15 protein-coding genes are annotated in these 12685 nt (G+C 68.6%); 10 read left to right on the top strand and 5 right to left on the bottom strand.

Going from position 1 to position 12685, the window contains the following annotated elements; genetic code table 11:
• Positions 1-13 precede the first annotated feature (13 nt).
• From IV112_RS12530 to IV112_RS12485, 10 genes are all read left to right on the top strand, one after another.
• Positions 14-247, top strand: coding sequence for a 4Fe-4S dicluster domain-containing protein (locus IV112_RS12530; protein ID WP_019917845.1), 234 nt, complete (start codon positions 14-16; stop codon positions 245-247).
• 10 nt (positions 248-257) lie between these two features.
• Positions 258-1205 carry a HEAT repeat domain-containing protein gene (locus IV112_RS12525; RefSeq protein ID WP_304003823.1) on the top strand — a complete coding sequence of 316 codons (948 nt, stop codon included), beginning with the start codon at positions 258-260 and terminating at the stop codon, positions 1203-1205.
• A 10-nt stretch (positions 1206-1215) separates the two neighbouring features.
• On the top strand, positions 1216-1545 hold the full coding sequence (fdxA, locus tag IV112_RS12520; protein WP_304003822.1) for a ferredoxin FdxA: 330 nt from the start codon (positions 1216-1218) through the stop codon (positions 1543-1545).
• 75 nt (positions 1546-1620) lie between these two features.
• Entirely contained in the window at positions 1621-3063 is a 1443-nt protein-coding gene (locus IV112_RS12515; RefSeq protein WP_304003821.1) for an ABC transporter substrate-binding protein, read from the top strand.
• A 3-nt stretch (positions 3064-3066) separates the two neighbouring features.
• The gene (locus IV112_RS12510) at positions 3067-4035 is read left to right on the top strand and encodes an ABC transporter permease (protein ID WP_304003820.1); all 969 of its coding nucleotides are present in this window, start codon (positions 3067-3069) and stop codon (positions 4033-4035) included.
• Positions 4032-4910 carry an ABC transporter ATP-binding protein gene (locus IV112_RS12505; protein ID WP_019917853.1) on the top strand — a complete coding sequence of 293 codons (879 nt, stop codon included), beginning with the start codon at positions 4032-4034 and terminating at the stop codon, positions 4908-4910. Before IV112_RS12510 ends, IV112_RS12505 begins: the two co-directional genes overlap by 4 nt.
• Positions 4907-5203 (top strand): DUF971 domain-containing protein, encoded by a 297-nt coding sequence (locus IV112_RS12500; RefSeq protein WP_304003819.1) that lies wholly within the window; start codon positions 4907-4909, stop codon positions 5201-5203. The genes IV112_RS12505 and IV112_RS12500 overlap by 4 nt, the downstream gene beginning before the upstream one ends.
• Positions 5200-5949: an electron transfer flavoprotein subunit beta/FixA family protein gene (locus IV112_RS12495; protein ID WP_304003818.1), complete on the top strand. Its 750-nt coding sequence runs from the start codon at positions 5200-5202 to the stop codon at positions 5947-5949. The genes IV112_RS12500 and IV112_RS12495 overlap by 4 nt, the downstream gene beginning before the upstream one ends.
• An 11-nt stretch (positions 5950-5960) precedes the next feature.
• Complete coding sequence (locus IV112_RS12490) at positions 5961-6932, top strand: electron transfer flavoprotein subunit alpha/FixB family protein (protein WP_304003817.1); 972 nt, start codon at positions 5961-5963, stop codon at positions 6930-6932.
• Positions 6933-7000: 68 nt separating this feature from the next.
• On the top strand, positions 7001-7939 hold the full coding sequence (locus tag IV112_RS12485) for a GGDEF domain-containing response regulator (RefSeq protein ID WP_304003816.1): 939 nt from the start codon (positions 7001-7003) through the stop codon (positions 7937-7939).
• 35 nt (positions 7940-7974) lie between these two features.
• Here the strand turns inward: IV112_RS12485 and IV112_RS12480 are convergent, their stop codons facing one another.
• The 5 genes from IV112_RS12480 to IV112_RS12460 are packed head-to-tail and all read right to left on the bottom strand — an operon-like array spanning position 7975 to position 12579.
• Positions 7975-9003, bottom strand: coding sequence for an ADP-ribosylglycohydrolase family protein (locus IV112_RS12480; RefSeq protein WP_304003815.1), 1029 nt, complete (start codon positions 9001-9003; stop codon positions 7975-7977).
• A gap of 36 nt (positions 9004-9039) precedes the next feature.
• On the bottom strand, positions 9040-9825 hold the full coding sequence (locus tag IV112_RS12475; RefSeq protein WP_304003814.1) for a phosphatase PAP2 family protein: 786 nt from the start codon (positions 9823-9825) through the stop codon (positions 9040-9042).
• Between the two features lie 13 nt (positions 9826-9838).
• A complete protein-coding gene (locus IV112_RS12470; RefSeq protein WP_304003813.1) occupies positions 9839-10639 on the bottom strand; it encodes a metallophosphoesterase family protein in 801 nt (266 codons plus the stop codon).
• Positions 10636-11589, bottom strand: a complete 954-nt coding sequence (locus IV112_RS12465; RefSeq protein WP_304003812.1) for a diacylglycerol/lipid kinase family protein — start codon at positions 11587-11589, stop codon at positions 10636-10638. Before IV112_RS12465 ends, IV112_RS12470 begins: the two co-directional genes overlap by 4 nt.
• A 57-nt stretch (positions 11590-11646) precedes the next feature.
• Positions 11647-12579 carry a ketopantoate reductase family protein gene (locus IV112_RS12460; RefSeq protein ID WP_304003811.1) on the bottom strand — a complete coding sequence of 311 codons (933 nt, stop codon included), beginning with the start codon at positions 12577-12579 and terminating at the stop codon, positions 11647-11649.
• Positions 12580-12685 lie beyond the last annotated feature (106 nt).

Genomic DNA, 12685 nt, shown 5'->3' with positions numbered 1-12685 from the left:
CAAGGAGTTCGCCATGACCATAGCTGCTACGCCGACCCAGGTGCCGGTGAGTGTCGATAACGACAAATGCATCGCCGAGAAGGGCTGCACCGTATGCGTCGATGTGTGCCCGCTCGACGTGCTGGCCATCGACATGCTGACCAAGAAGGCTTTCATGAAGTTCGACGAGTGCTGGTACTGCCTGCCCTGCGAAACCGATTGCCCGACCGGCGCGGTCAGCGTGTCGATTCCCTACCTGCTGCGCTGAGGAGCCGACGATGGATACCCTGACCTGTTCCATTGTCGAGCGGCTCACCAGCCCCGACGCCGAAGTGCGCCGGCTGGCGGTGATCGACCTGCCCTACGGCGACGAGGACGACATCGTGCCGCTGCTGCTGCCGCGGCTGAAGGACGCCGACGCCACCGTGCGGACCGAGGCGGTGCGCGCGCTCGAAGGCTACGAGGACGCCGAGGTGGTCGAGGCGCTGGCGCCGATGCTGCTCGACGCCGACGCGGCGGTGCGGGCAGCCGCCGGCGAAGTGCTGTCGGAACTGAAGGAAAGCGCCTCCGCCGCGCCGCTGATTCCCTTCCTCAGCGGCCACACGGCCGAAGTGCGCATGCTGGCGTTGCGCGCGGTACGCGCGCTGCGCGTCGATGCCGCTTTCGCGCCGGCAATGGAGGCGCTGAAGGACGGCGACGCCGCCGTGCGGCGCGAGGCGGTGGGCGTGCTCGGCTATCTGCGCAAGGCGGAAGCGGTCGGCGCGCTGGCCGAGATCGCCGCCCGCGACCCGGACCCGGAAGTGCGGCGCATCGCCATCGGCGCCATTGGCTATTCGAGCGAGGTGAGCGTGCTGCCGTCACTGACCCGCGCGCTGACCGACGTCGCCTGGATGGTGCGCGACGAGGCGGCGCAGACGCTGGGCAAGCTGCGGCTCGCGCTGGCGGTGCCCGACCTGATACGCGCGATGCAGGACGAGTACTGGCAGGTGCGCGTCAAGGCGGCGCGCAGCCTGGGTCTGCTGAAGGCGGCTGCAGCCCTGCCGGCGCTGGTCGAAGCGCTGGCCCACCCGATCGGCAATCTGCGCAAGGAAGCGGCCATCGCGCTGGGCGAACTGGCCGACCCGCGCGCCATCCCGGCGCTGGAGAAGGCGCTCGACGACGCCGACCCGGACGTGCGCAAGCTGTCCCGTCTCGCGCTGACCGCCATTTCGCTGGCCCAGAAATAGGGAGAACACCATGACCTTCGTCGTCACCGAAGCCTGCGTGCGCTGCAAGTACACCGACTGCGTGTCGGTCTGTCCGGTCGAGTGCTTCCACGAGGGGCCGGAGTTTCTGGTCATCGATCCGGCGGCCTGCATCGACTGCGGCGTCTGCGTACCGGAGTGCCCGGCCGAGGCCATCTTCGCCGAGGAGGACCTGCCGGCCGACCAGGTCGAGTTCATCGCCATCAATGCCCGACTCGCCACCGAATGGCCGCTGATCACCGCAGCCCGCGATCCGCTGCCCGATGCGGACGAGTGGGCCAACGTGAAGGACAAGAGGCACTACCTGTTCGAGAGCGCCTGAGCGCCGGCCACCCATACAGCAAGCACGCAGCAAATCTTCGATTCATTCATTGAACTGACAGGAAGAGGTGAAGCCATGAACGTTATGAAGAAGACCCTGGGTCGCGTAACCGGCACGACCCGCGCACTGCTGCTCGGCGCAGCCCTGGGTTGCTGTGCCACCGGCGCACTGGCCGAGGTCGTCACCGTCGGCATCGGCACGCAGAACACCACCACCAACACGGTGACCGGCGGCATCGTCATCAAGGAACTGGGCCTGCTCGAAAAGCACCTGCCGAAGACCGGCAAGTACAAGGACATCCAGTTCAAGTTCGAATGGCAGAACTTCACCTCCGGCCCGCCGGTGACCAACGGCATGGTGGCCAACACGCTGCAGATCGGCATGATGGGCGACTACCCGCTGCTGGTGAATGGCGCCACCTTCCAGGCCAGCCCGGAAACGAAAAGCCGGCTGATCGCACTGATTGCCTACAACGCCGACGGCGCCGGCAACGGCATCGTGGTGCACAAGGATTCGCCCTATTACCAGCTGTCCGACCTGAAGGGCAAGAAGGTGTCGGTGCCCTTCGGCTCGGCCGCGCACGGCATGCTGCTGAAGGCGATGGAGGACAAGGGCTGGAAGAGCGATGTCTGGGAACTGTCGAGCCAGAGCCCGGAAGTCGGCACTTCCAGCCTGCAGGAGAAGCGCATCGACGGTCACGCCGATTTCGTGCCCTTCGCCGAGCTGCTGCCCTACCGCGGTTTCGCACGCAAGATTTTCGACGGCGTCGAAACCAAGGTGCCCACCTTCCACGGCGTCGTCGTGCGCGAGGACTTCGCGAAGAAATATCCGGAGTTCGTCGTCGCTTACATCAAGGCGCTGATGGAGGCGAACGAGTGGGTGCGCAAGAACCCGGTCGAGGCGGCCACCAAGATCGAGGAATGGACGCGGGTCGAGAAGGAAGTGGCCTACATGTTCCTCGGCCCGGGCGGCGTGCATACGCTGGACCCGACCATCAAGCCGAAGTGGGTCGAGACGGTGAAGTACGACCACGGCGTGCTGCAGCGCATGGGCCGGGTGAAGGAATTCGACGCCGACGCCTGGGTGGACGAGTCCTACCTGATGCAGGCCTACAAGGAACTGGGGCTGGACTACGCCAAGCAGAAGGCGAGCTTCGTGAGTTACGAAATCTCGGGCACCGACCCGCTGTGCGGCGGCAGCATCGACAAGCGGCGCGAGGCCGGCGAGGTGTGGATCGAAGGCGGCGCGCTGACTGCTTACAAGTCGGCCGAATGCACGCTGGCGGCGGTCAATGCGGCGACCAAGGCGGGCAAGAAGGTGGGCGTGGCCTTCGTGTTCGACCAGAGCTTCAAGATCAAGCTGTTCGCCGACAAGGCCTTCTATTCGCTGGGCGGCAAGGGCGGTGCGGCCATCACGCCCTTCCTGCTGAAGAAGGACGCCGAGGCGCACGCCGCCGCCCATGGCGGAAAGCTCGGCAGCTATGCCGACGCACTCGCCGTCGCCACCGTGAGGAAATGAGCCATGTCGACCGTCATGAGGATGCACTCGATCGATGACGCCGCCCCGCCGGATGCCGCGCCGGCCGACGCACCCGCGCCGGTGCGCGCGGTGGCGCCGGTCGCGGTGCCCGGCGGGGCGCCCGCCGCCCCGGCCACCGCCGCACCGCTCCGGCTGACGCCGGCGCAGCGGCTGGGGCGCACGCTGCGCCGCGAACTGCCTACCTGGGCGCTGAGTGCCCTGTCCATCGTGCTGCTGATCGGTTTCTGGCACCTGGCCACCACCTATCGCTGGGTGTTCTACATCCGCTTCACCAACGTGCCCGGTCCGGTCGAGGTGTTCGGCGATGCGATGAACCTGTTCGGCAACAAGGGCTTCGCGACGCACGTGATGTTGAGCTTGCGCCGCATCATGCTGGGCTTCGCCATCGCCACCGTGCTCGGTGTGACGCTGGGGCTGCTGATCGGGCGTTACCGCCGGGTGCGCAGCCTGCTGTTCCCGGCGATGGAAATCGTGCGCCCGATCCCGGCCATCGCCTGGGTGCCGATCTCCATCATGCTGTGGCCGACCACCGAAACGAGCATCGTGTTCATCACCTTCATCGGTGCCTTCTTCCCCATCCTGCTCAACACCATGCACGGCGTGGCGTCGATGGATGCAGTGCTGGTGCGGGCGGCGCGCTGTCTCGGTGCCACCGAGTTCGCACTGATGACCCAGGTGGTGCTGCGCGGCGCGATGCCGCACATCTTCACCGGCCTGGCGGTGGGCATGGGCGTGGCCTGGGTGTCGCTGATTGCCGCGGAAATGATTTCCGGTCAGTACGGCGTCGGCTACTTCACCTGGGAGGCGTACTCGCTGATCGAGTACTCGAACATCGTCATCGGCATGCTGGTGATCGGCGTGCTCGGCCTCGTATGCAGCGGTGGCATCCGCCTGCTCGGCCGGCTGCTGATGCCGTGGCAGGCGAGCAGTGGAAAGGAGAACTCGCGATGAATGCATCGACCGTACAGACCCGATCGGCCACCGGCCACATCGACATCCGCGACGTGAACATCCGCTTCACGCAGAACGGCGTGCCCTTCGACGCGGTGAAGAACGTGTCACTGGACGTGAAGCCGGGCGAATTCGTGTCCATCGTCGGACCGTCCGGCTGCGGCAAGTCCACGCTGCTGAACATCGTGGCCGGCTTCCTGCGCGCCGACGAAGGCACGGTCACGGTCGATGGCCGTGCCGTGACCGCGCCGGGTGCCGACCGCGGCGTTGTGTTCCAGCAGTACTCGCTGTTCCCCTGGCTCAGCGTGCGGCAGAACGTCGAGTTCGGCCTGAAGATGCAGGGCGTGAGCCGCAGCACGCGCGAAGTGAAGGCGCGCACGCTGCTCGGCCTGGCCGGCCTGCTGTCCTTCGAGAACCACTATCCGGACCAGCTCTCCGGCGGCATGAAGCAGCGCGTCGGCATCGTCCGCGCGCTGGCCACCAGCCCGCAGGTGATGCTGATGGATGAGCCCTTCGGTGCGCTCGATTCGCAGACGCGCGTGGTGATGCAGGAAATCCTGACCAATATGTGGCAGCAGCTGCAGCTGTCGGTGCTGTTCATCACGCACGACATCGAGGAAGCCATCTTCCTGTCCGACAAGATTTACGTGATGACCGCGCGCCCCGGCCGCATCAAGGCGGAAATCCCGGTGCCGCTGCCGCGCCCGCGCACGCCCGACATGACCTCGTCGCCCACTTTCCTCGCGCTGCACCGCCAGCTGAAGGCGCTCATCCGCGAAGAGAGCCTCGCCGCCATGGGTGGAGAACTGAAGGAGGGCGGACTGGCCGGGCACGACTGGCACGTCGGCGCCGAAGGCGTGGGAGCGATGCTGTGAATGCGCTGCCGCGGTCGGTCACCGTGCACAGCGCCTCGCGTCTGCTGCGCATCGAATGGGACGACGGCAGCGAGAGCGCATTGCCGCACGCGCTGCTGCGCGCCCGCTGCCGCTGCGCCTTCTGCACGAAGGCGGCGCGCGCCGGCGTCGCGGCGCCGGATTGCAGCGGCGTCGTGCTGACCGAGGCGCACGCGATGGCGGACGCCGGCCTGAACCTCGTGTTCTCCGACGGCCACCGGCGCGGCATCTATCCGTGGGCCTATCTGCGCGAGCTGGAGGAGGGCGTGTCATGAAGGTGCTGGTGGCGGTGAAGCGGGTGGTCGATCACAACGTGAAGGTGCGTGTGCTGGCCGACGGCAGCGATGTCGACATCGGCAGCGCCAAGCGGGCGATGAACCCGTTCGACGAGATCGCGGTGGAAGAGGCGGTGCGGCTGAAGGAGGCCGGCGTCGCCAGCGAGGTGGTGGTCGTGTCCTGCGGCGTCGCCGCTTGTCAGGACACGCTGCGCAGCGCGCTCGCGATGGGGGCGGACCGCGCCGTGCTGGTCGATACCGCGGCCGAACTTCAACCGCTGGCCGTGGCCCGCCTGCTGCACGCGCTGTGCCAGCGCGAGCAGCCGCAACTGGTGATCTGCGGCAAGCAGGCGATCGACGACGACGCAGGGCAGACCGGCCAGATGCTGGCCGCGCTGCTCGACTGGCCGCAGGCGACCAACGCGTCGAAGCTGCGGCCCGGTGACGGCCACATCGAAGTGACGCGCGAGATCGACGGTGGCAGCGAAGTGCTGGCGCTGACGCTGCCTGCGGTACTCACCACCGACCTGCGCCTGAACGAGCCGCGCTTCGTGTCGCTGCCCAATCTGATGAAGGCGAAGAAGAAGCCGGTCGACAGCGTGACGCCCGAATCGCTGGGCGTCGATGTCGCGCCACGCCTGCGCACGCTGCACATGGCGCCGCCGCCGGCGCGCACACCGGGCGTGCGCGTCGACAGCGTGGCCCAGCTGATGGAACGCCTGCGCGCCGAGGCGCAGGTGATCTGAGGAGAGATGCGATGAAAACCCTGGTGATTGCCGAGCACGACAACGCCGTGCTGCACCCGGTCACGCTGCACGCCGTGACGGCGGCGCTGCAGTTCGGTGGCGAGATCGATCTGCTGGTGGCCGGTCATGACTGCGCCGTCGTGGCCGGACAGGCGCGCCGGATCGCCGGTGTCGCCCGCGTGCTGCACGCCGACGCCGCGCACTACGCCGATCAGCTGGCCGAGCCGCTGACCGAACTGCTGCGCTCGGTGCTGGCCGGTACGGCGGATCACTACACGCACGTGGTTGCGGCGGCCGGCGGCTTTGCCCGCAACCTGCTGCCGCGGGTGGCGGCGCGGCTGGGCGTGGCGCCGGTCACCGACGTCGTGCGCATCGAATCGCCCGAGACCTTCGTGCGCCCGATCTACGCCGGCAATGTGCTGGCCACCGTACAGTCGCTCGATGCGCTGAAGATGCTCACCGTGCGCGCGACCGCGTTTGCCGCGGCGCCAACCGGCGGCGACTGCCCGGTGCTGCCGCTGGCCGCCGCCGCCGATCCGGCCTGCTCGCGCCTGGTGGCGCGCCAGCGCGTGCAGGGCGGGCGCCCGGATCTGGGCAGCGCGCGCGTCGTGGTGTCGGGCGGTCGTGCTTTGGGCAGCGCCGACAACTTCCGCCGCCTGCTCGAACCGCTGGCCGATACCTTGAACGCCGCCCTCGGCGCCAGCCGCGCCGCGGTCGATGCCGGCTTCGTCGGCAACGACAGCCAGGTCGGCCAGACCGGCCGCGTCGTCGCGCCCGAGCTGTACATCGCGGTGGGCATTTCCGGCGCCATCCAGCACGTGGCCGGCATGAAGGATTCACGCGTCATCGTCGCCATCAACCGGGATGCCGACGCGCCCATCTTCGGCATCGCCGACTATGGGCTGGTGGCGGACATCTTCGAGGCCGTACCGGCGCTGACACAGGCGCTGGCCGGGTGCGGCGAGGGTAATTTTTCCTCCTAAAGCGCCGGGCGGCGTAGCCGAAATAGTGTTCACAACGAGAAAAAGAAATCGGCTTCTCCGGGGAACACATGAAGATATTGCTGGTTGAGGACAGTCGCGCCATGGCGGCTGTCATGTCGGTGCGGCTCGCGTCGTTCGGCTACGACGTGACGGTGGCCGAGCACGGCGAGGCCGCGGTGGCGCAGTTCGCGCAGCTCGCACCCGACCTCATCCTGATGGATATCGAGATGCCGGTGATGAACGGCTTCGAGGCGACTGCGCGCATCCGTGCGATCGAGGCGACGCAGGACTGGGCATGGACGCCCATCCTCTTCCTCACCGCCTCCGACACGCAGGAAAACCTGATCACCGCGATCGAGGCCGGCGGCGACGACTTCATCGTCAAGTCGGTGCCGGAAGCGGTGCTGCAGGCGAAGATGAAGGCGATGACCCGCATCGCCGCGCTGCGCAAGCGGCTGTCGGTCGCCAACCGGCTGCTGAAGGAACAGGCCAGTCGCGACGGACTTACCGGCCTGAGCAACCGCCGGCACATGGACCTCACCCTGGATCTGGCGTGGAGCGAGGCGCGCGAGAGCGGCCGGCCGTTTGCGCTGCTGATGCTCGACATCGACCATTTCAAGAAATACAACGACCACTACGGCCATCTGGCCGGTGACGACTGCCTGCGCGCGGTCGCTCAGGCCCTGTCGGGTGTGGTCGAGCGCTTCAACGCCGAACGCCTGACCGAAGGCGCTTTCGCCGCCCGCTACGGCGGCGAGGAATTCGCCGTGCTGATGCCGGTGGCCAGCAAGCCGGTCTATGAGCGCATCGCCGAAACGGTGATCGCCGAAGTGCGCGGACTGGCCATTCCGCACGAGCGCAACGCCGACTGGGGCGTGGTGACGACGTCGGTCGGCGGCGCCTTCATCGATGCCGCCGCCGACGAACTGATGCACGTGTTCCGCACCGCTGACGAGCGTCTCTATGCGGCCAAGGAGGCCGGACGCAATCGCGCCGTACTGGTCTGAACCTCAGGTCCGAGCCCGAGGTTCTTACCTGAGGTTCAGGCGGCGCGGGCGCGCAGCGCCTCCAGCAGTCGCCGGCACTCGGCTGCTGCATACAGGCCGCCTACCCATGCCGACGGCAGCGCTGCCATGCCGTTCGCGGCACCGAGCAGCGTGCCGAGCACGACCCCGCGATGGCAGTTGTCGCCACCCATCCGCACGTTGGCGAGCAGTCCGTCGCGCGGCATGTCGGCGTACTTCACCGCGAGGTACAGCGTTGCGGGCAGCGCATCCTTCAGATAGCAGGCCGGGCTGAACTGCCGCCCGATCACGTCGTCGTCCGCGCGCGTCGCTGCCCAGTCGCGGTAGGGATGCGTCAGCGCCGGGTGGCCGGCGGGCTCGGCGCGCGACAGCGCGTCGTCGATCGTCGCGCCATGCAGCAGATGGAAGGCGAAGTCGGCGTACAGCGCCGCCGCAGCCGCCATCTCCTCGCCCTTGTGCGTCAGATCGACATGCTGGATCACCGCTGCGCGCAGCGCGTCGCGGTCATCGGCGTGAAACAGGATGAGCGGCGCCAGCGTGGCCAGCCCGCCGATGTGGATGTCCACGCCGCCGCAGTCGTCGATTTCCAGCCCCTTGCCGTAGTTGCGGAAGAAGGCGCGGTGGCATTCCTCGACATAGGTGTCGCCGTGCATGCCCGGTGTCAGCATGAAATCGGTGTAGCGGTGCGCGTAGTCGTCGCGGTCATAGTGCCCGCAGGCCAGCAGCGACTCGGCCAGCAACATGGCGAGGCGCACGTTCAGCGTGTTCTCGCCGGCGTGCAGGAACTGGTGGTAGTGGATGTCGCGCGGGCCGCTCCACCAGCGAGCCTGCTCGTGCAGGATGTCGTCGGTGCTGCCGGTGCAGGTGTACTCGCTGCGCCACAGGAAGCTGTCCGGATGCGGGTTGTGCGGTGGCAGATAGGTGGTGATGTCGCCGTAGTCCTCGGCGATGCGATTGCGCGTGTAGTACCAGTGCACCGGCATCGCCAGCGCGTCGCCGATGAAACCGCCCCACCAGGCGGCGTCGAAGCGGGAAGTGTCGATCATGCGGGGTCTCCGGGGCAGCAGGGCGGGTGCATCTTTTCACGGCACGCGTCGGCGCAGCAACTCGGACAGCGTGATGCACAGCGTCAGCCAGGCCGCGCCGGACGCCATGCCGGCCAGCACGTCGCTGGCGAAATGCACCTGCAGCACGACTCGGCTCACCGCCGTGGTGAGGGCGATGGCCACCGCCGCGAGGACCACCGGCAGGTGCCAACGCGACGGCAGCAACCGCAGCAGCACGTAGGCGGCGATGCCCCAGGCGGCCACCGTGCCGGACGCATGGCCGCTCGGGAAGCTCCAGCTGGTTTCGATCGTGAAGCCGTGGTCGTGCACCGGCCGCACACGCTCGAACAGCGCTTTCAGCGACACGTTGAGCAGCGCGTTGCCGGCGATGGCCGCTGCCCAGGTGGCCGCCAGCACGAGGTGTCGCCGCCAGGCCAGCAGCAGCGCGCCGCCGATGCCGAGCGCAGTGAGCGTTTCAGTGTCGCCGAAATGGGTCAGGCGCGCGAACACGCGCAGCGTGTCGGCCGGCTGTGTGGCGCTCAGCGCGGCGACCAGTGCATCGTCGAACTCGGTCAGCGCGTGACCGGCACTGACGGCGGCAGCGATCAGCGCGAAGCTGCCGCTGGCGATGGCGACGCCCAGCGCGCCAGCGCCAGCGATGCGCGCCGCCGATGCCGCGGCGCCCGGGCGCAGCCGGCGCCACGACAGCAGCGTCGACGCGGCGACTGCCAATGCGCCGGTGAGCAGCGCGAAATAGAGCGGCAGCAGGTTGGCGGCGACCGTTTCGGCCAGCAGTGCAGGCGTGCTCAGAGAGGCGTGCATGGGCGTGCGGACGTCAGTTGCCGAGCGGCAGCGCACTGAGCGCCGCCATTTCGAATTCGTCGGCCGCGCTGCGGTAGTCCCAGCGCTCGACCGTGCAGATCGGGTGCCCCGCGTGCGTGCGGTGGCGGATCAGATTGACCGAATTGCCGGCGTCGCGCCGCGTGCGGCTCGATACCGCGGTGCCTGCCTGCACCGCCCAGCCGGCGCGTCCGCTGCCGTCGAGCGGACGCACGAAGGGCAGGTGGATGTGTCCGCCCAGCACCAGATCCACCCCGGCCTCCAGCCAGCGCCGCAGCGCTTCGGCATGACCGTGCACACGGTTGTGCCGTTCGCTGGCGCGGGTAACCGCCACCGGGTGGTGCAGCGCGACCACGCGCAGCGCGCCCGCCGGTGCCTGTTCCAGCCAGCCGGCTGCGCGCTCGATCTGCGCCGCCGACAGCTGGCCGTCGACATGGCGCAGCCGTCGGGTGCTGTCGAGGCCGATCAGGCGCAGGCCGTCGGCGTCGAGCACGGCGTCGTGCGCCCGCCCGAAGGCACGGTGGTAGTCGCGATAAGGGGCGAACAGGCGCGCCGGCAGGTTGAACAGCGGAATGTCGTGGTTGCCTGGCAACACCATCCGCTGCGCGATCTGCAGGCTGTCGGCGAATGCACGCGCGGCGACGAACTGCGCGCGACGTGCGCGCTGCGTGATGTCGCCACTGAGCAGCAGCACCTGTGGGCGCTGCGCATGGGCGAGCCGGCGCAGCGCCTCGCACACCTGCGGACGCTCGGTGCCGAAATGGGTGTCCGATATCTGCAGCAGCAGTGCGCTCATCCGTCCGCACCGTCGGCCGGGACGATCAGCGGCAGCGCATCGGGAATGACGCGGAACTCGAGCGGTGTGCGCATCCAGCCGACCTCGCCGTCGGTGGCCACCTTGATGCGGCCGCCGCGACGACCGCGCCGCAGCACGCTGAGGCGCAGCGTTTCGAAGCTGAAGCTCTGCACCTCGTCGGCGTCGCCCAGCCGGCCAAAGGCGCCGCGTGCCAGCAGCCACAGCATGGACAGCCGGCCGGTTGGGCGCAGCGCCAGCGCGGCCAGCCGGCCTTCGTCCAGCGCCGTCGCTTCGTCGACGCCTATCCGTTCGAGCTGCAGCCGGTTGTTGCCGACGAACAGCGTCGAGGTGTGCAGCGTGCGCAGCCGGCCGGCGTGTTCCATTTCCAGCGTCATCCGGCGATGTCCGCGCAGCAGCGTGGCCAGGCCCGCCCACAGCGCGACGATGCGGCTGCGGCCGAACTGCTGCTTCCATTCCTCGCGGTTCTCCAGCAGCGCCGGATAGAGGCCGAGGCTGGCGTTGACCAGGAAGATGCGCTCGTTCACCCAGCCGACCTGCACGCGCCGTATGCGACCGCTCAGCAGCATGCGCGTCGCCTCCGCGGTATCCGCCGGAATGCCGTATTCGCGCGAGAAGTAGTTGAAGGTGCCCTGCGGCAGCACGCCGAACGCAACGCCGCTGCCGACCACCACCTGCGCCACCGCGTTGATCGTGCCGTCGCCGCCGGCGGCGACCACGATGCCCTTCTGGATGCGCGCCTCCTGCACCGCCTGCCAGGCGACCGTATGCAGCCGGCGCGCGTCCTCGACGTAGAGGATGCGGTGCGCGCGACCGACGCCGGACAGCACCGATTCGATGGTTTCGCGCGTGCGCTCGGCGTCGCTGCTGCCGGAACCGGCGTTGAGCACGATGAACAGCGGTGCACCGGCGGAAGGAGAGGACTGGGGCATCGGAGAGGGAGAGAGGATGACGGACCGGCTGCATCTTAGGCAGACCGCGCCCGGCGATCAGCCGGACGATTCCGACAGCCGCGCCCGCGCCGCCTCGTAAGCCTGCAGGTGCGAGCAGGCCAGATCGAGCCTGGGCACCGACACCGACTGTGCGTCGGCACGCCGGCACAGGTCGCCGAGAATGTGATCGGCTTCGGTGCGCGCGCCGCGCAGCACGTCGCGCAGCATGGAAGCGGTGAGGGTCGAGCCGGCTTCGGTCAGCTGAGCGCGGTAGCCAGCCATGCGCTGCGCGGCCGGAGCGCGGTCGCAGGCGGTGGCCACCGCCGCGCCTTCCTCCAGCATGCCTTCGATCAGCGCGCGGCCGGCCCGCGTGTCGAGGATGTCGCCGATCGAGGCGCGCATCAGGCAGGTGGCGCCGGCCAGCGTGGCGATGAACACCAGCTTGTCCCACATGTCCTGTTCGATGTCGGCCGACACCGTGTAGTCGGGTGAAATGCCGGTGAGCAGGCCGCCCAGCGCGTCGATGCCGGCCGACTGAGACCGGTGGCGGGCGCCGATAATGAGGCGCTGGCTGGCGTTCAGGTGGCGGATGCCGCCGCTCTCGTCGAGCGTTAGCGCGAGATGGGCGACGCCGCCGGCCACGCGCTCGCGGCCGAAGCGCGCGTCCAGCAGATCGAGGTGGGCGATGCCGTTGAGCAAGGGCAGCACGACAGTCTGCGGCCCGACTGCCGGCGCGATGGCGTCGAGTGCGGACGCCAGATCGTAGGCCTTGCACGACAGCAGCACGAGGTCGAAATGGGTGTCGACAGCGGTCAGCAGCGCCGGCGTCAGCTGCAGATCGCCGAAGGGGCTCCACACGCGCAGCCGGTGTTCGCGCAGATGTTCGGCGCGCGCCGGCCGCACGAGGAAGGTGATGTCGGCACAGGCCTGCTGCAGTCGGGCGCCGAAGTAGCCGCCGATGCCACCGGCACCCAGTATCAGTATGCGCATCGTTGTCACTCCAGAACGGGGCGCTACAGCATAAGCCGCGCCGGCGCAGCCCGGAGAGGCCGCGGCCGGGCTGTGCCGGTCGCCGCACCGGTACATTACGTTGCGC

Origin of the sequence: Methyloversatilis discipulorum (assembly GCF_018780585.1) — a bacterium.
Classification (GTDB): Bacteria; Pseudomonadota; Gammaproteobacteria; order Burkholderiales; family Rhodocyclaceae; genus Methyloversatilis; species Methyloversatilis discipulorum_B.
The sequence above is the reverse complement of the archived record's forward strand: the minus strand, read 5'-3'. Positions and strand labels throughout refer to the sequence as shown.